Below are 17,201 nucleotides of genomic sequence, written 5' to 3' on the forward strand. Positions count from 1 at the left end.
GGCACTCGGAGTGCCCGCCCGCTTCCCGGAATGCCGGCCCCGTCCTCGTGGAGAGGGGCCGGACGGCTGATCGCGACTACTCGGTCTTGACCTTGATGGAGCCGCCGATGATGCCTTCCTTGGCCTTGTTCACGGCGTCCGTGAGGCCGGAGATCTTCGCGAACTCGGGGTTGCTCTCGGCCAGGCCGACGCCGTTCACCTTCAGGTCGAAGGTCTGGACACCGGTCAGCGGCTTGCCGTCCTCGACGGACTTGGCCAGCGCGTACACGGCGCCGCCGACGTCCTTGAGTGCCGAGGTCAGGATGTAGTCCTTGTACTTGGCGAGGGCCTGCTGCTCGTACTGGTCGGAGTCGACGCCGATCGCCCACTTCTTCTTCGTGGCGGCGGCCTCGATCACGCCCTGGCCGGAGAGACCCGCGGCCTGGTAGATCACGTCCGCGTTCTTCTCCAGCTGCGCCTCGGCGGCGGCCTTGCCCTTGTCCGGGCTGGAGAAGCCGCCCTCCTCGGCGGTCTGCGTCAGGTACTGCGACAGGACCTTGACCTTGGAGTTGGTGTCCTCGACGCCCTGCTTGAAGCCGGCCTCGAACTTGTGGATGAGCGGGATGTCCACACCACCGACGAAGCCGACCGTGTTGGTCTTGGTCGCCTTGGCGGCGGCGACACCGGCGAGGTACGAGGCCTCGTTCTCGGCGAAGACCAGGGAGGCCACGTTGTCACCCTCGACGACCGAGTCGACGATGCCGAAGTTGACCTTCGGGTACTTCTTGGAGACCTCTTCCATCGCGGGGCCGTAGGCGAACCCGACACCCACGATCGGGTTGTAGCCCTGCTTGGCCAGCGACGTCAGACGCTGGACCTTGTCGGCGTCGGTCTCACCCTCGGTGGGCTCGATGTCGGCGGTCTCGTAGCCGAACTCCTTCTTGGCCTTCTCCAGGCCGGAGTACGCGGCGTCGTTGAAGGACTGGTCGCCCTTGCCGCCGATGTCGTAGGCGATGGCGAGACCCTTCTCGCTCCCACCGGTCTCGCTGCCGCCGGCGCTTCCGGCCTCGTCACTGGTACCGCCACAGGCCGTGGCGGCGAGTGCCAGCGACGCGACCCCCACCGCGACGCGGGTCAGTTTCGATATCCGACGCATCGTGAAGTTCCCCATCTCTCCGAAGCCCCGCAGTGGGTGCTCAAGTTCAGCCCCCGCCGTGGGTGCCGAGTCCGGCGCAGATTAACGCGCGTAGACCTCCGGGGGAATGGGGTTCCCCCTGGCTGTTATCCATTCGTGCCGATGGCCGGTTACGCCCTTGTAACCACGGTCGTCACCACGGTCCGGAAAGGTGCGGGTGAGAGCACATCGCCCTGTGCGTCCCTCACGCTCCGTACGCGGGGGGCGACTCGTACGCGCCGGTAGGTGTTACTCGTACGCGATGGTGCGTGTGGCCCGTACGGGACGGTAGGTGCGCCCCCGTACGCGGCGGTAGGTACACCACGGTGGGGCGACGGCCGCACGGCGACGAAAGTCACCGCCCGGCCGACGCCCCACCGCCAACCGCTCGACGTGCTCGACGTGCTCGACGTGCTCGACGTGCTCGACGTGCTCGACGTGCTCGACGTGCTCGACGGCTCCGGACTACTCCATGGCGTCGAGGAAGGCGGCCGCCGTGAAGAGCTCCACGCCCACCGTGATGGCGTGCTCGTCCGCGTCGAAGTCGCCCTGGTGCAGGTCGCGGATCAGACGGTCGCCGGGGCGGCGGACGCCGAGGCGGGCCATGGCGCCCGGGACATGCTCCAGGTACCAGGAGAAGTCCTCACCGCCGAGGCTCTGCTCCGTGCTCTCGACGGAGTCCGCACCGCACCGCGCGGTCATGGCGCCGCGCAGCAGTTCGGTCACCAGCGGGTCGTTGACGACTGGTGGAACGCCCCGGACGTAGGTGATCTCGGACTTGGCCCGGTGCAGGGTGGCGATCTCGTCGATGGCCGCGTGCACCAGGTCGGGTGCCTGCCGCCAGGCCTCGAGGTCGAGGCAGCGTACGGTCCCGGAGAGCTCGGCGTGCTGAGGGATCACGTTGCAGGCGTGCCCGGACTCGATGCGCCCCCAGGTGATGGCGAGCCCGGCCCGGGTGTCCACACGGCGGGCGACCACCGCGGGCACGTCGGTGGCGACCCGGGCGGCGGCGGTGACGAGGTCGGTGGTGAGGTGGGGGCGCGCGGTATGCCCGCCGGGACCGTCGAGCGCGACCTCCAGCCGGTCGCAGGCGGAGGTGATGGGCCCGGTACGGAGCCCGATACGGCCCGCCTCCACCCTGGGATCGCAGTGCACACCGATGATCCGCCCCACGCCCTCCAGCACACCGGACTTGATGGCGTCGGACGCACCGCCGGGGAGCACCTCCTCGGCCGGCTGGAAGATCAGCCGTACGGGCCGGGGCAGCCTCCCTTCCCGGTGCAGCTCGGCGAGGACGAGCCCGGCGCCGAGGACGACGGTGGTGTGCACGTCGTGGCCGCAGGCGTGGGCGCGGTCGGGCACGGTGGAGCGGTAGGGGCAGTCGGTCTTGGTGTCGGGGATCGGCAGGCCGTCGATGTCGGCCCGCAGGGCGAGCATGGGCCGCCCGCCGTCCCAGTCACCGATGTCACACACGAGCCCGGTCCCGCTGTCGAGTACGCGCGGCGCGAGCCCTGCCTTCTCCAGGCGGGCCTTGATCGCGGCGGTCGTACGGAACTCCTGGTGGCCGAGCTCGGGATGCATGTGCATGTCGCGGCGGAAGGCCACGAGTTCGTCGCGCAGGGCACCCGGCAGCGTGCCGGGAAGCGCTGCTTCCCCGGGCAGATCGGCCTCTGACTCTCGGGACATGAGTTGGTTCACCCTCTGAAGAGTAGGGCGATCGGGGCCCCGACTAACCCACGATCAACAAAAAATCAGCCTGCCAGGGAAGAAAATCACACCGCACGGCGCATGGGGGCCGACGGGGATGGGTATGCTCGCCCGTTCTTCCCGGACGACTGGATCTTGACCGACGGCCGGCTGGTGGCCCTTCGTGCGGCCTCCTCGGAGGCTCAAACATTCCGTACTCCACGGTTACCACGACGAGCACGAGGCCGCCTCGGCAGGCACCCCTGGAAACGGTGAGGACGGCGGCCTCGGACGCGTCGTGCAGACGGGAGGCGAGCGCGTGCACTTCGCGGGCAACGGCGGCCACGAACCCGTCCGGGGCACCGCCATCCGGGTCATACCCGCTTCAAGGATCACTCACCAGCACCATGGGGCGGCGGCCCGTACTCGGCGCGGGGACGCGTGAGCCGGTCCGCGGCGAGGGCGAGCCAGCCGCTGGGGGCGTACGGCGTCGGAGGGTCGACCTCCATGCCCAGCTCGGCCACGGCCAGGGCGTAGTCGGACTCGTCCAGGTCGAGGGCGAGGAGCTCGTGCAGTTCACCGACGGCACGGGCGACGAGCTGCGGGTCGGTGGAGGCCCGGTAGTCGTCGACAGCCGCGTCGTGATCATCGAACTCGTCCGGCATGTCCTGCGAGAACCAGCCACCGAGGAACTGGCCGAGTTCCGGGAAGCGGGCGTGCCACTCCCAGTGGGTGGCGGGCGCGGCCGGAGGCGGCACCTCGCCCTCCTCGATGCTGTGCTTGAGGTGGTCGGCGAGGCAGAACAGCCACTGCTGGACGTCCGACTCGGGCAGGCCGACGTCGGGGACGGCGTAGAACTCGCCGAGCCTCAGCCGTAGCCGCCCGGGCGGATTCTCGGCGTACGCCCGCAGCTGCTGCTCGGCCACCGCGAGCGCCGACGGCCGGGTGTGCCAGGTGTGACGGAGGTAGGCGGTCAGGGCGTGGCTCGGCTTGTCCGGGGTGTCGTCGGCCGGCTGTCCGGCGTAGGCGCGGATCACCTGGTCCAGTTCGCCGTAGCGGCGGTCGTGTTCGAGGGGGCTCAGGGGCACGGTGATCGGCCTCTACAGGTAGACGGGGAACGTGGCGTGGACGGCGAAGCCGTGCGGACGGGACGGGTCCCGCTTGAGGATCACCCGGGCCGCCCGCACGTCGACGGGCTCCCGCCCGGCCAGCATCATCGCCTGCAACAGCACCCGCCCGACCGGCTCCTCCCTGGACGGCCAGGACGCCTCGATGGCCAGCCGGGGGCGCGCGGACTGTGCCAGCCAACGGTGGATGACCTGCTCATTGGCGGTGACGACCTGCTGGGTGGCCCATTGGGCGGTTTCGCGGTCGGGGTAGGTGGCGGAGCGGGTGCGCATGGTGAGGGGTGTGTCTCCTGGGGCGGCGGGCGGCCGGTTAACTCTGCTTTCGCAGTGGCGAGTGCGCTTCCTTCATGTGTTCGGTGCACAAGCGGATGAAAAGCGGGAAGAAGTCGATGAAGTCCTCGCTGCCAGAGCCTCCGCCCATCGCGCCTCCGCTGAAGAACGCGTCCAACTCGTCCTCTGTGTGGAACAGGGCCAGAGCCTCGGCGCACTCGGCGACGACTCCTGGTAGCTGCCAGAGGCAGCCCGGGTGGGTTTCCGAGATGTACATCCGGATGCCGTCCTCCGCAGTGGAGTCTTGCATGTCGTCACTGACGGCCACGCCGTCCTGACCGAAGTAGATCGGCAGGATCTGACTCAGCCGGGGAAAGCGCAGGGAGAGTTCCCGGACGGTCAGCGGCGTGCCATGGAGTGCTTCATGGTCGAACGGCGCCTTCCATCCTTCGACGTACGCGGCGATTTCGCGGTAGGCCTTCGGGGTACGAACCTCAGTTTCAGCCTTCGGGAGTTTCTTTAGCGCATGGTGCGAACCGTCCGGGTGCTGTTCAAACAGGTCTGCCGCCCGACGGAGCTCGGCCGCGACCTCGTACAATTCACGCCCGCCGCCCTCTGCGGCATTCCACATTCCTCGAACCATCGGGAACAATTCTCTCCGCCACACCGAGGCGTCGTCCGGGACGGATTGCAGGAAACCTTCATAACGCGCCATGAGAACCCTGGCACCCTGGAGGCTGAAATATTCGGCCAATTCCTGACGGTTCGTCGACATATCGAACCCTAGTCCTCCTTCTTACTCTCGATCGGCATGGACGTCAGGACGGTGAACGGAGGATCGAGATCACCATTATAAACAAGACGTGTCTCGACCCCGGTCACATCCTGAGCCTTTGACGACGGGAAGTCATCGGACTTCATCTCGCTCTTACCAATGCTTCGTCCGCTGATTCCGTACGGAGTGTTTTCCACGCTGAAGTCCTTGCGCGCCCCGTCCTTGGGTGGCCCGTCAAGCCATTCCTTGATCTCGACCGAGTTCTTGTCCAGGTTGTACTGTGTCAGATTCTGTGCGCTTTGCAGATCAGTGAAGGTGGAAGCCCGCGCGACCTGTGGCTGACCGTTCGGCCAGCTGCTTTCCGGCCGCGGTTCCTTCTTCAGGTCGTCACGCAGACGCTGCGCCAACTGGTCATCCGTCAGGCCCACGTGCTTGAGGACCGTGTGGGAGTTCTCCAGCCATTCCGTGGAGGCCAGGTCGACCTTGTAGACGCCCCGGTCGGCATCACCGGGCGTGCTCCACTTGTGTTCGGGCTTGAACTCGTTCAGCGAGCGCGCTCCGAAGGCCTCCGCTCGCGCTTCCTCCGCCTCGTACGTGGGAGCGCTGCGCGATGCCTCCGTGAGCTCGGGAATCAGGGCGCGGAGCTTGGTCGCACCCTCGTGGAAGGCCTTGTGGCAGGTCTCGACCGCTCTGTCCGCGCCGGATTTGTCCATGTGGGTCCGGAAGAGCAGCACCACTTCCGCAAAGGTCAGCACAGCTGCCATCTTGGTGAACTCGTCCAGGCTGAAGCTGTCGGGCACCAAGTCCCTGATCGTCGCCTTCGTCGCCTCCAGGGCAAGGCGCTGGGTGGTCTCCCGGCACTTGTCGGCGGCGTCCGCCACGTCATGGAACGCCTGCTTCATGTCGTCGCCGGTCTTCTTCAGGACGTCGATGAGGGGGCGACGAGCGGCCGGGGCAACGGACGGGTTCGTCCGCCAGTCGCGGCCGCCGGGTTCCGTGGTCTTCAGGAATCCGCCGTCCGGTTTCCACCGCCGCCCCCACGCCGTAGTGCCCCAGATGGACTGGCAGAAGGTATTCATGGCTCCCTGCCACTCACCGTTGCCGCCGTCGGTCAGGTACTCGATGCAGTCAGTCAGCTACCCGGCCCTGAAGGCCGGGCTTGCAGGCAGAGTGAGACGTGATGCCCCACTGTGGTTCCCTGCGTCCGGTACCGCTAGGCGGTACTGGGGCGGTTGACTGCGCCCCGCTTCCACGCGGCATCGGCCCGGTGGGCGATGTTGCGGGAGCCGTTGTGGTCCGCGTGCAGGACGATCCCGCAGGACTTGCACGCGAACCGGGCTTGGCTGGTCCGGTTGGACCGGTGCGTGTGCCAGCACTCGGAGCACTGGCGGGAGGTGTTGCGCGGGTCCACATGGACCACGGGCACACCGGCCCGCCGTGCTTTGTACTCGACGAAGCTGCCGAGTTGGGCGAAGGCCCAGGAGTGCAGTCGTGCCCGCTGGTCTTTCTTGGCCGTAACCCTCTGGCGGATACCGGACAGGTCTTCCAGTCCGATGCCCCGGGAGGTGCGTTCAGCGGTGGCGACGAGCTTCTTGGCGATGATGTGGTTGCGCTGGGTGGCGTACCGGGATTCCTTGCGCCGCTGGCGCTTGAAAACCCGGGCCGTGCTCTTGGTGCGCTTCTTCTGGAGCTTGGTGCGCAGGTCGCGCTTGCGCTGCCGGTACCGGTTGACCTGACGTCCGGCCATGATCTCGCCGTCGGAGGTGGTGGCGATGTTGACGATGCCGAGATCCACCCCGAGGAAACCGTCAGGCTCGTACGCCTCGGGTTCGGGGGCGTCGATGGTGGCGACCAGGAAGAACATGCCGTCCCGCATCACCAGGTCGGATTCTCCCTTGCGGGAGGCCAGGAGCGTCATCGCCTCGGGCGCGCACACGAACGGGATGCCCTTGATCCGCCCGGCAACCGTCCAGATGGACACGGTCTGGGCGTCCAGGTTCCAGGTCAGGATGCGGTCGTCGTACGGCTGCGCCGCACCCTCCCGGAAACGGATCGGCTTCGCCTCCACCTTGGCCCGGCGCTTGGATCCCTCCAGGCCGTAGTTCCCCGCCCGCAGGTTCGCCTTGAGCGTGGCGTACGCATCACACACCTTCTTGACGGTGCGTACAGCAGCCTGCGCCCCGAGATCGAAGTCGGCCTTGATGCGGTGGTACACGGCATCCTGCAACACGTTCCGGCGCTTCAGGTCCTTCGCGAACGCCACCTCGGAAGCCGCGTTCGCGGCCCGGTTGCAGGCGCGCAGGGTCGCCGCCAGTGCGTCCGCGTCATGCGCGGACGCAGGCAACAACTTCACCTGCGCGACAATCTTCACGCAGAACACGCTATTACGGTGGATCATCGGAGGTCAACTTGCCGTACAGGCACGGTCTTTCGCCTGACGGCGAAACCCCGCCCCCTGCCCCGCTACGCGGGAGCTTCGATTCCTCCCCGGGCTGAAGAAGGCCGATGCACTGCGAATGGATTCCGGTAGCGCCGGACGGGACGAGCGACCCGGCGTACGTCCCCCTCCGCCCCGGCCGGGCCGGTCACGCCGCTGCCTTCACGTCCACTCTCGACCGCGCGTCGAGCTCGAACCAGAGCACCTTTCCCTCGCGTCCGGGCAGGCCTTCGCCGAGCAGGTCGTCACCAAGCTGCTGCCCGCCCCAGCGGTCGGCCCACTGGCGTACGAGGAGCAGCCCGCGTCCGCCGGGGGATCGCTCGTCCGGATGTTCTACCGGGCCTCCGGGCCGGGCGGGCTTGTCGAAGGGCGAGGGTACGTGGGGGTCGGTGTCCCACACGGTGACCCGTACACCGCCGCTCCGGGGCTTGTCGGCCGGGCCGTCGAGCCCGTGCAGCCGCAGGGCGGCGGGCCCTTTCGTGTGCTAGTACGCATTGGTGACCAGCTCGGAGGCCAACAGCTCGGCGGTGTCGAGCAGTTCACTTATTCCGTACGCGGGCAGCACAGCCCGCAGGGTCATACGGGCGACGCGCGGGGCGCGTGGATCGTGGGGCAGGTGCAGGGCGTAGGACCAGGCGGGGGTCGGTGACGGCGATACGGTGACCATGAATGTCTCCTGCGGGGAAGGGACTTGGGTCGCTCGACGGGTTTCCGCTTGCTGGCGGGGGCCGTTGAGCGACTCAGCAACACCATAGGGCGTAACGTGGAATGCATTCCATGAATGACAAGGAATGCAGTCTCTGATTCCCGCGCGTGGGTGACGTCTGCAGCATGCGTACGACGAGGAGAAGCCGCCGATGCCCCAGCAGAGCCCTCTGCCGACCGCCCGTCGGCGCCGCCTCGGTACCGAACTCCGCAGACTGCGCGAGCGCGCGGATCTGAGCGCCACGGAGGCCGCCGCGCTGGTGGGGGCCACGCAGTCCCGTATCAGCAACATCGAGGCTGGGCGGTACGGGGTGAGTGCCGACCGTGTACGCACGCTGGCGCGGCATTACGACTGCACCGACGACAAACTTGTCGAGGCCATCGCCGCCATGACCGGGGAGCGGCGGCGCGGCTGGTGGGAGGAGTACCGCGACATCCTCGCGCCCAGGATGCTGGACCTGACGGAAGTGGAGCACCACGCGCCCGCTGTCCGCGTGGCCCAGGTCATCAACATCCCCGGCCTGCTCCAGACTCCGGACCATGCACGGGCTCTCTTCAGGCAGACGGTCCCGCCGCTCAAGCCGCACGAGATCGAGCATCGGGTGTCGCACAGGGTGAAACGCCAGGAAGTACTGCATCGCGAGCAGCCTCCTCCGTACACGGCGATCATCCATGAGGCTGCCCTGCGCATGCGGTTCGGCGACCGCGCCACAACTCGCGGCCAGTTGGAGCACCTTGTCGAGACGAGCGAACTGGACCACGTCACTCTGGTGGTCGTGCCCTTCGACGCAGGCCCCTTCCACACGTCGGGCCAGGGCATCGACTACTTCCACGGACCTGTGCGCCAGCTCGACACGGTGCAGATCGATACTGACCATGGTGGTGAACTCATCGACGCACCAGCCCAGTTGGAGCGCTATCGCCTCGTACTGGACCGTATGTCAGCCGCTGCCCTCGACCCAGCCGAGTCACGCGACTTCATCACCCACCTGACCCGAGACCTGTAGAGGAGCCCTCGTGCCCGAACTCCACTGGCAGAAGTCGTCGTACAGCCAGGAAGCCTCCTCCTGCGTGTACGTCGCGACCACTCCCGACTCCACCCTCCGCCTCCGCGAAAGCGACGAGCCGGACGTCGTCCTCCACGCGGGCCGTGCGGCGCTGGCTGCGCTCATAGCGGCTGTCAAGATGGACAAGACGAGGATGTGAAGCTTCTGTCCGCTCCTTCGCCGACCCCGCCTGGTCAGTGATCGCAGCTGCTTACGATAAGCCGCCGAGTCTGAAGGCCCCCCATGCCCCCCGAACCGACCCTCACCTGGCAGAAGTCGTCGTACAGCTCAGAGGCTTCTTCCTGCATTTACCTCGCCACCGCCCCCGACTCCACCCTCCGCCTCCGCGAAAGCGACGAGCCGGACGTCGTCCTCCACACGGGCCCCGCGACGCTCACGGCGCTCATAGCGGCCGTCAAAAGGGCAGGGTGAAGACCTGAACGCGCGCTCAGCCGGCGGTCACGCGCCCTCGGCATCCAGTCGCTCCGCCGCGTCCAGCAAGTACTGAGGCAGCTTGGAGCCGGCCGCCAGGATCTCGATGCCGATGAGGCGATCGTCCTCGTCGAAGTCGAGGTTGATCATGCCGCCGGCCCCGTCCGGGTCGCAGGGATGCGTGCGCGCCGCTTTCGGACGCGTCTGCGGATCGGTGAAGTAGACGTACGCCGCGTTCGCCTGCCGGTCGTAGGTGACTCTGGTGTCCGCCATGGTGGGCTCTCCCTCGCATATCCCGTTCCGAACGCTCCCCGCCGCATGCGATCCTCCCGCTCATGGCTGACGTGGACGACGGAAAGCGGTACGTCTTCCTCGACCCGGACGGCACGGGCGCGGACACGGGCTGGGTGTTCGTCATCGTCGCGGCGCCGACCGGGGTCGTGTACCAGGTTCAGGGCGGAGGAGTCGGCTGCGTGCAGTATGCGCAGGAGGGCTATCTGCTGCCGATGTTCGGGCAGGGCCTGGACGAGGAGCTGAAGGAGATCTTCGAGGGGGAGCTGGAGGGGCAGGGGGCGAGACGCACGGACTGGCCGGAGGGCCTGCTCGACCGGCTGAGGGCCGCGGTGGGGCTGCACGTGTACGGTTCCGCGAACCGGGACGACACCTGGCCCACCGCGCTGGTCCTCGACGAGACGCGTCTGGCCGAGATCGACGAGGCGTGGGTTCCGGTCGTGACACCCGACGGGCCCGGGGTTCTGGTGTGGGAGAACTCCGACTGATCCACCACCCACCTGACCGCCCCCATCCGCTACACCGACGTCACCGCCGACAGCCGGTGCACGTCCCGTGCCGTCCCCGTGACCCCCGACAGGAAGCCCTGGGCCCGGGGTGAGGCGTTCGCCGTGAGCCAGGTGGGGTCGATGTCGCAGACCGCGACCTTGACGTCCGTACCGGCCAGGGCCAGGGGGAGAGTGTGGACGACCGTGGACGGGAAGCTGAGGATCGTGCGGCCGATGGGGCCGCGCCGGGCGATCAGTTCCAGGGGGAGGTCAGGGCGGACCACCTCCAGACCGGTCTCCTGCACCAGGCGGTGGAGTTTGTCGGAGCTCTCGCGGCGGTGGGCGAAGTAGCGGGTCGCCCCGTGGGTCCGGGCGAGGGTGCGGACCGCCTCCAGGTAGCGGTCGCCGTCCACCACGCCCGTCTCGACCAGGGAGGTGCCGACCAGGTCGGAGCCCTTGGTTATGCGGGGCGGGCCGAAGCGGGCGCGGGTCCAGGAGAAGTCGTTCGCCGAGACGCCGACGCCCTCGGGGGTCTCGTCGATCGGCATGGAGGAGAAGACCTCGACCTGCCGGTCCCCGCCGGGCGTGAGGCGGTGGCGGGCTCTGGATGACACAGGGGCGAAGAGCAGGTCGCGGGGGCTGGGGCGGCCTCCCTTGCGGTGCCAGCGGACCAGGCGTTCGCCGCGGGCGAGCTGGGAGACGAACTCCATGGTCGCCGTGCCGTCGTCCACGACCACCAGGTCCTGGGCCCGGGTGATGGTGAGCAGGAGTTGTACGTAGCGGGAGAACGGGTCGCCCATCACCACCCGGCTCGCCCGGCGGAGGAGCGGGGCGAGGCCGGCGATGGTGTGGAACGGGGCCGTGGTGCCGCCCCGCGCCTCCTCCCACCGCACCTCGTACCCCTCGTCCCGCGCCAGTTCCGCCATACGGCGCAACTGGCCCCGGGTCATGGGGTCGTTGGGTGAGAGGACGACCAGGGTGAGCCCCGTGCCGGAGGGCAGGCCGCGGTCCGGCGGGCTCTGGGTGCCGAGGGTGTGGGCGTGCGCCCACTCGAGCACGTTCAGGAGCTGTACCGGGCTCTCGACGAAAGCGAGAGTGTGGAGGCCGGCGGATCCGGCGCGGGGGCTCATCGACGTACGACCGTCGCTTCCCTGGGTGGGTGGGGTGGGAGTCAGACCGCGATCGGCTCGCCCGCCGCCGCGGCGATCTCCGCCTCGGCGACGACGCCCTGGACACGGCGCAGCTTCTTCATCGGGCCGAGCTCGGAGTCGTACACCTTCTTGACGCCGTCACCGAGGGACGCCTCGATGGTGCGGATGTCGCGGACCAGGCGGGAGAGGCCCTGCGGCTCCACCGACGCGGCCTGGTCGGAACCCCACATGGCCCGGTCGAGGGTGATGTGGCGCTCCACGAAGGTCGCGCCGAGCGCCACCGCCGCCAGCGTGGTCTGCAGGCCCGTCTCGTGGCCCGAGTAGCCGATCGGGACGTTCGGGTACTCGGCCTGGAGGGTGTTGATCACGCGCAGGTTGAGCTCCTCGGCCTTGGCCGGGTACGTCGACGTGGCGTGGCACAGGAGGATGTTGTCCGAGCCGAGGACCTCGACCGCGTGGCGGATCTGCTTCGGGGTCGACATGCCGGTGGAGAGGATGATCGTGCGGCCCGTCGCGCGCAGGGCGCGGAGCAGTTCGTCGTCCGTGAGGGAGGCGGAGGCGACCTTGTGCGCCGGGACGTCGAACTTCTCCAGGAAGGCGACGGCCTCGGTGTCCCACGGGGAGGCGAACCAGGCGATGTTCTTGGTCTTGCAGTACTCGTCGATCTGGCGGTACTCGTCCTCGCCGAACTCCACGCGGTGGCGGTAGTCGATGTAGGTCATCCGGCCCCAGGGGGTGTCGCGCTCGATGTCCCACTGGTCGCGCGGGGTGCAGATCTCCGGGGTGCGCTTCTGGAACTTGACCGCGTCGCAGCCGGCCTCGGCGGCCGCGTCGATCAGCTTGAACGCGTTCTCCAGTTCGCCGTTGTGGTTGATGCCGATCTCGCCGCAGACGTAGACGGGCTGACCGGGGCCGGCGGTCTTCGCGCCGAAGGTACGGAGGCGGGAGATGGAGGTGACGGGGCTCATGACGATCGTGTTCCTTACTTGGTGAGAGGCTCGAGAGAGTCGAGAGAGGGTCCGAGGATCCAGCCGGCGATCTCTCGGATCGCGCCGTCGCCACCGGGGAGGGTGGTGACCGCGCGTGCGGCGCCGCGCACGACGTCGTGGGCGCTCGCGACCGCCACGGGCCAGCCGACGAGGGCGAAGCACGGGAGGTCGTTGACGTCGTTGCCGACGTAGAGCACGCGCTCCGGCGCGATGCCCTGCTCCTCGCACCACTGCTTCAGTGCGAGGTCCTTCCGGTCGATGCCGTGGAGCACCGGGAGCTTGAGCTTCCGGGCCCGGGCGGCGACGACCGGGTTCTGTTCCGTGGACAGGACCAGCATCTTCAGGCCGCTCCTGCGGAGGGCCGCGATACCGAGTCCGTCCCCGCGGTGCACGGAGACGAACTCCCGTCCCTCGGAGTCGATCAGCACCCTGTCGTCGGTCTGGGTGCCGTCGAAGTCGAGGACGACCGCGTCGATGTCTTCGGCGGTCGGGAGTGAGCCGGGCCGGTCGGCGTCGAAGAGCGGCGCCAGGGCCCGGGCGCGGGCGAGGTCGTGCGGGTCGTCGATCTCGAGGACCCGCGCGGGGTCGGTGCGGACGAGTTCCGTACGGCCGAAGAAGCGGTGCTTGTGCTCGCGCAGACCGGCCGCGTCCATGGCGTACGCGGCGCCGGTCTCCAGCAGGTCCTGGGGGCGGTCCTGGCGGCGCGGGCGGAACGACTTGTCGTGGTTGATGCCGTGGCCTCCGGCGGTGGGCGCGGGAGTGACGTGACCGTCACCGGACGGCGCGAGCGCCGGGGCGGCACCGATCGTGTCCGCCGGGCGCACGGTGCGGTCTTCGCGCTGCTCGCCCGCACCAGCCGTACGCCGGGGCGCCAGGTGGCCGGCGGCCGCCGTGACGCGCCGGGCGGGCTCTTCCGCCGCGAGCTCGTCCGCCGCGTCCCGCCAGACGAAACCGTGGAACGGGGCTACGGTGAGCGCGGTGTCGGCGCCCTGTTCCACGACCGCCGCCGCGACCCCGTCGATGTCCTCGCGGACGATGAACGGGCTGGTGCACTGGACCAGGAGGACGACGTCCACCGGGGCGCCGTGGAGGGCTTCGTGCGCGTCCACGGCGTGCAGGACGGCGGCCTCGGAGGTGGCGGTGTCGCCGGCTATGGCGGCGGGGCGCAGCACGACCTCGGCACCGGCCTCCCGGGCGACGGCCGCGATGGCGTGGTCGTCGGTGGAGACCACGACGTCCGTCACCAGCCGGGCGGCCCGGCACTCGCGTACCGCGCGGGCGACCAGCGGGACGCCTCCGACCGGGGCGAGGTTCTTCGCGGGGACGCCCTTGGAGCCGCCGCGCGCGGGGATCACGGCGAGCACGCGGCGTACCGAAGTCGCCTGGCCCGCTTCCGGGTTGGGCATGGGATGCACTCCTTGCGAAGGGTTCAGGGCGTACGTGTCCGCCGCCCGGGCCGCGCTCACAGTTCCCCCATCCGCCGGATGACGGGTGCGACGCGCTGCACTCCGTGGCGGTAGGCGCCGCGTGCCGCCCGGCGCACGATCTGCCGTACGGGACCGGGCTCCCTGTCGGCGGCGGGGGCGCCGGGCAGCGGGGCGCCGTCCGGGCCGAGGTGGTGGCGGGCGAGGATGCCGGGCAGATAGCCGGGCGCGGTGACGGGCGTGTAGTACGGGTCGAGGGTCGGGAGTCCGTCGGCGGCGAGCAGCTTGGCGATGCGTTCGCGCGCCGGGTCGAAGGCCGTCTCGTACGACCCGTAGGCCGCGACTCCCTGCCGGGTGACCCAGGTGGCGTCGGGCTCCGGCTCGTGCCCGGCGTCGAGCTGGTCCCAGGAGGCGAGGCAGCCGGAGCCCACGAAGTGGTGGTTGCCGAGCGCCTCGCGGACGCCCAGGTCGGTGAGGACCACCGTGGGGACACGGCGGTGCAGGGACTCGAGGGCGGCCGTGGAGCTGACGGTGACCAGCAGGTCGGTCCGGTCGAGGACCTCGCCCATGTTGCCGTACACCAGGCGGAAGTTGGGCGGCAGGTCGACCCGCTGCGCCAGCTTCTGGTACGGCAGCTCCTCGATGTGGGTGGTGTGCTCACCGGGCTTGGAGCGCAGCTTCAGCAGTACCTCGCGCTCGGGGTGCAGCCGGGCGTGCTGGACCAGCCGGTTCAGCAGGTAGGTGCGGTCCTTGCGGGTCTCCGGGACGGAGGGCTGGGCGGCGAAGACGACCGTGTACGGGTCGTGCTTCTCGTAGGGGGCGCCGCCGAGGAACGGCAGCGCCACCTCGGTGACCGCCGAGGCGTCGGCGCCCACCCCCTCGTACACGGCGCGGAAACGGTCCGCGTCCTGACGGGAGTTGGCGAGGACGAGGTCCGCGCCGTGCCGCAGCAGCAGGCCGTCGGCGAGCTTCTCGTAGACCACGCCGACATAGCCGGTGACGACCACGGGCCGTCCGGTCCGCGTGCCCCAGGCGTTCCTGAGGCCGTGCAGCATGGCCTGGACGCCGCCCCCGACGAGGGCGAGCACGAGAAGGTCGTACGCCTTCCCACTGCCACCCGCCTCGCTGTCGCCACCCGCCTCGCTCATGGCGCGCAGGAACTCGACGCCGGTGACCTCGCGGATCGAGTCCGCGTGGACGCCGACCTCGTCGAGCTGGCGGGCGGTGGGGGTGGCACGGCCGCGCAGGAGATATCCGTCCAGGCGGATGTCCGAATGCTCCGGAGAGATGCGGCTCGCGGTGAGCGCGCCCCACTTCCACCGGGTATCGGAATCCGCGAGAACGGCGATCCTCAGAGGCTTCCTGGTACTTGCTGGCACGTCGAAGACGCTAGGAAGCCATTCCGAGCTTCCGCCCAACCAGAATGCAACAAACGGTTAACAGCACATCGATGAACGGCGAATCGGGGCCCGAGCACGCTGAGAAGAAGCCTGATTCACGGCACCGCAACGCGTAGTTCACCTGATATCAAGCTCCAGGCAATGGTGGATGCCGGACCGCCCTCTCACCCTCTTCCCGGAATTCGGCGATCCGATTCCGGCCGGAGGCTCGGGACCCGCGGGATCAAGGCTCGGTACCCGCAGGATCAAGGGGCGATACCCGGTCGACAACCAAGGGAGAGGAGCCGGACCGATGTGCACAGGGCTCCTTGTCCCGCCGGGGGCGGCAGACCGACGGGGCTGGTCGCCACTTCCCTTTGCTAGCCTTCCGAGGTGCTCAATGCCTCGGTCATCGTGCCTTTTCACAATGTGCAGGCCTTCGCTCAGGACACGTTGCGCAGTCTGATGAGGAATGCCCGCGACGACCGGGAGTTCATTCTTGTCGACGACTGCTCGACGGATGCGACTCCCCAATTGCTGGAGCGTGCGGCGGAGCGGCTGCCGAACGCGCGCATCATCCGGCACGAGTCGAACCTGGGTATCGCTTGCGCCCGCAACACCGGTATCGACGCGGCCCGGGGCGAGTATCTGACGTTTCTGGACGGTGACGACTGGTACGGCCCGGGCTATCTGGACGGTCTGACCGCGGCCATGGGCCGGCTGGGCTGTGACTTCGTACGCGCCGACCATGTGCGGGTCACCGGCCGGGAACGGACTGTGGCGCGAGTGGCCGCTCCACGGCGCGAGGTGCCGTTGTCGGCCCGGGACTGCATCGGCCCGGCCGATCGCGGGACGATGGTCGACTACGTCTTCGTATGGGCGGGGATGTTCCACCGCCGGCTGTTCGAGGACGGCGCGAACCGCTTCGCGCCGGAGCTGCGCACGGCTGAGGACCGGTTGTGGACGTGGCGGATGCACCTGGCCGCCGAGAGCGTGGCGGTCACCGGCGAGCTCGGCGTGTTCTACCGGCGTGGGGTGAAGACCTCGTTGACCCAGGTCGGCGACGACCGGCAGCTGGATTTCATCCCCGCGCACGATGCCATGCTCCGGACCGTCCTGGCCGACGACGAGGCGGAGCGGTTCCTGCCGAAGGCTCTGCGCACGTACTGCGCGCTGATCGCCTTCCATCTGACCAACGCGGACCGGCTGGAGCCGGGCCTGGCCCGCCGGCTGCGTCAGGAGTCGGCGGCGGCGCTTCGGCGGATGCCGCAGGCGGCCCTCGATGAGGTTCTGGAGGGTATGGACGGCAGGCGGCGGCAGTTGTTGCAGCGGCTGCTGACCGGGCAGCGACGAAGGCTTTCGGCGCGACGAGGAAAGGCCGCGTGACCGTGCATCACACCCCCTCCGGCTCCCGCACCCGGATCTTCGAGGTCTCCACGCTGTACGGTGCCGCCACGCTGGCGGCGGCGCTGGACGCCGGCCTGTTCGGGCCGCGCGACGACGGTCGACGGATTCTGCTGGTGTCGAACAACGCACCCATCCCGGAGACGGCGGCGCAGCTGCCGGAGATGCCCGGCTTCGACCGTGTCGCGGGGCGGTTCGACCGGGTCCTGGACTACAACCGCGAGATCTCCCCGTACCACCCCGGCACCTGGGTTCCCAAGCCCACGGACGCCATCCTGCTGCGGCGGCTGCTGGCCCGGCAGTGGGAGCTCGGCGACGATCCCGTCGAGCTGGTCGTGGAGTCCGTCACCGCGGCGCCGGCCAAGGCCCTGACGGAGATCTTCACCGACGCGGACGTGCATGTCTACGCCGACGGGCTGATGAGCTACGGGCCCACCCGCGACT

Annotated in this window: 19 protein-coding genes and 1 pseudogene; 6 read left to right on the top strand and 14 right to left on the bottom strand. The window is 69.0% G+C overall.

Annotation, left to right across the window (positions count from 1 at the left end):
* Window positions 1-76 precede the first annotated feature (76 nt).
* The 9 genes from FNH04_RS22485 to FNH04_RS49080 all read right to left on the bottom strand — a co-directional run bounded on the left by FNH04_RS22485 (window position 77) and on the right by FNH04_RS49080 (window position 8,115).
* Window positions 77-1,135, bottom strand: a complete 1,059-nt coding sequence (locus FNH04_RS22485; protein ID WP_194236775.1) for a BMP family lipoprotein — start codon at window positions 1,133-1,135, stop codon at window positions 77-79.
* Between the two features lie 483 nt (window positions 1,136-1,618).
* The gene (locus tag FNH04_RS22490; protein ID WP_152787017.1) at window positions 1,619-2,839 is read right to left on the bottom strand and encodes a M20 family metallopeptidase; all 1,221 of its coding nucleotides are present in this window, start codon (window positions 2,837-2,839) and stop codon (window positions 1,619-1,621) included.
* Window positions 2,840-3,231: 392 nt separating this feature from the next.
* Complete coding sequence (locus FNH04_RS22495) at window positions 3,232-3,927, bottom strand: contact-dependent growth inhibition system immunity protein (RefSeq protein WP_322723543.1); 696 nt, start codon at window positions 3,925-3,927, stop codon at window positions 3,232-3,234.
* 12 nt (window positions 3,928-3,939) lie between these two features.
* The gene (locus FNH04_RS22500) at window positions 3,940-4,239 is read right to left on the bottom strand and encodes an RNase A-like domain-containing protein (protein ID WP_152787019.1); all 300 of its coding nucleotides are present in this window, start codon (window positions 4,237-4,239) and stop codon (window positions 3,940-3,942) included.
* Between the two features lie 37 nt (window positions 4,240-4,276).
* A complete protein-coding gene (locus FNH04_RS22505; RefSeq protein ID WP_152787021.1) occupies window positions 4,277-5,011 on the bottom strand; it encodes a hypothetical protein in 735 nt (244 codons plus the stop codon).
* An 8-nt stretch (window positions 5,012-5,019) separates the two neighbouring features.
* Complete coding sequence (locus FNH04_RS22510; protein WP_152787023.1) at window positions 5,020-6,090, bottom strand: RNase A-like domain-containing protein; 1,071 nt, start codon at window positions 6,088-6,090, stop codon at window positions 5,020-5,022.
* A 134-nt stretch (window positions 6,091-6,224) separates the two neighbouring features.
* Window positions 6,225-7,382, bottom strand: a complete 1,158-nt coding sequence (locus FNH04_RS22515; protein WP_322723544.1) for an RNA-guided endonuclease InsQ/TnpB family protein — start codon at window positions 7,380-7,382, stop codon at window positions 6,225-6,227.
* A gap of 214 nt (window positions 7,383-7,596) precedes the next feature.
* Window positions 7,597-7,848, bottom strand: coding sequence for an ATP-binding protein (locus FNH04_RS49075; protein WP_322723546.1), 252 nt, complete (start codon window positions 7,846-7,848; stop codon window positions 7,597-7,599).
* A gap of 84 nt (window positions 7,849-7,932) precedes the next feature.
* A complete protein-coding gene (locus FNH04_RS49080; protein ID WP_322723548.1) occupies window positions 7,933-8,115 on the bottom strand; it encodes a hypothetical protein in 183 nt (60 codons plus the stop codon).
* Between the two features lie 190 nt (window positions 8,116-8,305).
* Here FNH04_RS49080 and FNH04_RS22525 point away from each other — a divergent pair, with 190 nt between their 5' ends.
* From FNH04_RS22525 to FNH04_RS22535, 3 genes are all read left to right on the top strand, one after another.
* Window positions 8,306-9,160 carry a helix-turn-helix domain-containing protein gene (locus FNH04_RS22525; RefSeq protein WP_152787027.1) on the top strand — a complete coding sequence of 285 codons (855 nt, stop codon included), beginning with the start codon at window positions 8,306-8,308 and terminating at the stop codon, window positions 9,158-9,160.
* Between the two features lie 10 nt (window positions 9,161-9,170).
* Window positions 9,171-9,359, top strand: a complete 189-nt coding sequence (locus FNH04_RS22530) for a DUF397 domain-containing protein (protein WP_322723549.1) — start codon at window positions 9,171-9,173, stop codon at window positions 9,357-9,359.
* Window positions 9,360-9,442: 83 nt separating this feature from the next.
* On the top strand, window positions 9,443-9,631 hold the full coding sequence (locus FNH04_RS22535) for a DUF397 domain-containing protein (RefSeq protein WP_152787029.1): 189 nt from the start codon (window positions 9,443-9,445) through the stop codon (window positions 9,629-9,631).
* Between the two features lie 27 nt (window positions 9,632-9,658).
* Here FNH04_RS22535 and FNH04_RS22540 read toward each other — a convergent pair whose 3' ends face one another.
* Window positions 9,659-9,904: a DUF2283 domain-containing protein gene (locus FNH04_RS22540; protein WP_152787031.1), complete on the bottom strand. Its 246-nt coding sequence runs from the start codon at window positions 9,902-9,904 to the stop codon at window positions 9,659-9,661.
* Window positions 9,905-9,966: 62 nt separating this feature from the next.
* Between FNH04_RS22540 and FNH04_RS22545 the strand changes: the two genes are divergently transcribed.
* On the top strand, window positions 9,967-10,410 hold the full coding sequence (locus tag FNH04_RS22545; protein WP_152787033.1) for a DUF6210 family protein: 444 nt from the start codon (window positions 9,967-9,969) through the stop codon (window positions 10,408-10,410).
* Between the two features lie 29 nt (window positions 10,411-10,439).
* On the opposite strand, the gene FNH04_RS22550 is transcribed toward FNH04_RS22545, so the two are convergent.
* From FNH04_RS22550 to FNH04_RS22565, 4 genes are read right to left on the bottom strand one after another with little or no spacing between them, the layout of a single operon-like run.
* Entirely contained in the window at window positions 10,440-11,540 is a 1,101-nt protein-coding gene (locus FNH04_RS22550; protein ID WP_152787035.1) for a hypothetical protein, read from the bottom strand.
* A 41-nt stretch (window positions 11,541-11,581) separates the two neighbouring features.
* Window positions 11,582-12,529 (bottom strand): N-acetylneuraminate synthase family protein, encoded by a 948-nt coding sequence (locus FNH04_RS22555; protein WP_152787037.1) that lies wholly within the window; start codon window positions 12,527-12,529, stop codon window positions 11,582-11,584.
* Window positions 12,530-12,543: 14 nt separating this feature from the next.
* Complete coding sequence (locus tag FNH04_RS22560) at window positions 12,544-13,956, bottom strand: N-acylneuraminate cytidylyltransferase (protein WP_152787039.1); 1,413 nt, start codon at window positions 13,954-13,956, stop codon at window positions 12,544-12,546.
* Window positions 13,957-14,012: 56 nt separating this feature from the next.
* Window positions 14,013-15,353 carry a DUF6716 putative glycosyltransferase gene (locus FNH04_RS22565; RefSeq protein ID WP_322723550.1) on the bottom strand — a complete coding sequence of 447 codons (1,341 nt, stop codon included), beginning with the start codon at window positions 15,351-15,353 and terminating at the stop codon, window positions 14,013-14,015.
* Between the two features lie 393 nt (window positions 15,354-15,746).
* On the opposite strand from FNH04_RS22565, the gene FNH04_RS22570 reads away from it, so the two are divergent.
* Both FNH04_RS22570 and FNH04_RS22575 read left to right on the top strand, forming a co-directional pair.
* On the top strand, window positions 15,747-16,739 hold the full coding sequence (locus FNH04_RS22570; RefSeq protein WP_322723551.1) for a glycosyltransferase family 2 protein: 993 nt from the start codon (window positions 15,747-15,749) through the stop codon (window positions 16,737-16,739).
* Window positions 16,736-17,201: pseudogene (locus FNH04_RS22575) on the top strand (hypothetical protein); the annotation flags it as partial. The gene FNH04_RS22570 and the pseudogene FNH04_RS22575, both read left to right, overlap by 4 nt.

This window comes from Streptomyces phyllanthi (assembly GCF_009377205.1).
Taxonomy (GTDB): Bacteria; Actinomycetota; Actinomycetes; order Streptomycetales; family Streptomycetaceae; genus Streptomyces; species Streptomyces phyllanthi.

Coding starts and splice junctions, on each gene's coding strand:
- FNH04_RS22485 (WP_194236775.1), bottom strand. CDS start 1,135: ATGCGTCGGATATCGAAACTGACCCGCGTCGCGGTGGGGGTCGCGTCG.
- FNH04_RS22490 (WP_152787017.1), bottom strand. CDS start 2,839: ATGTCCCGAGAGTCAGAGGCCGATCTGCCCGGGGAAGCAGCGCTTCCC.
- FNH04_RS22500 (WP_152787019.1), bottom strand. CDS start 4,239: ATGCGCACCCGCTCCGCCACCTACCCCGACCGCGAAACCGCCCAATGG.
- FNH04_RS22505 (WP_152787021.1), bottom strand. CDS start 5,011: ATGTCGACGAACCGTCAGGAATTGGCCGAATATTTCAGCCTCCAGGGT.
- FNH04_RS22510 (WP_152787023.1), bottom strand. CDS start 6,090: ATGAATACCTTCTGCCAGTCCATCTGGGGCACTACGGCGTGGGGGCGG.
- FNH04_RS49080 (WP_322723548.1), bottom strand. CDS start 8,115: ATGGTCACCGTATCGCCGTCACCGACCCCCGCCTGGTCCTACGCCCTG.
- FNH04_RS22525 (WP_152787027.1), top strand. CDS start 8,306: ATGCCCCAGCAGAGCCCTCTGCCGACCGCCCGTCGGCGCCGCCTCGGT.
- FNH04_RS22535 (WP_152787029.1), top strand. CDS start 9,443: ATGCCCCCCGAACCGACCCTCACCTGGCAGAAGTCGTCGTACAGCTCA.
- FNH04_RS22540 (WP_152787031.1), bottom strand. CDS start 9,904: ATGGCGGACACCAGAGTCACCTACGACCGGCAGGCGAACGCGGCGTAC.
- FNH04_RS22545 (WP_152787033.1), top strand. CDS start 9,967: ATGGCTGACGTGGACGACGGAAAGCGGTACGTCTTCCTCGACCCGGAC.
- FNH04_RS22550 (WP_152787035.1), bottom strand. CDS start 11,540: ATGAGCCCCCGCGCCGGATCCGCCGGCCTCCACACTCTCGCTTTCGTC.
- FNH04_RS22555 (WP_152787037.1), bottom strand. CDS start 12,529: ATGAGCCCCGTCACCTCCATCTCCCGCCTCCGTACCTTCGGCGCGAAG.
- FNH04_RS22560 (WP_152787039.1), bottom strand. CDS start 13,956: ATGCCCAACCCGGAAGCGGGCCAGGCGACTTCGGTACGCCGCGTGCTC.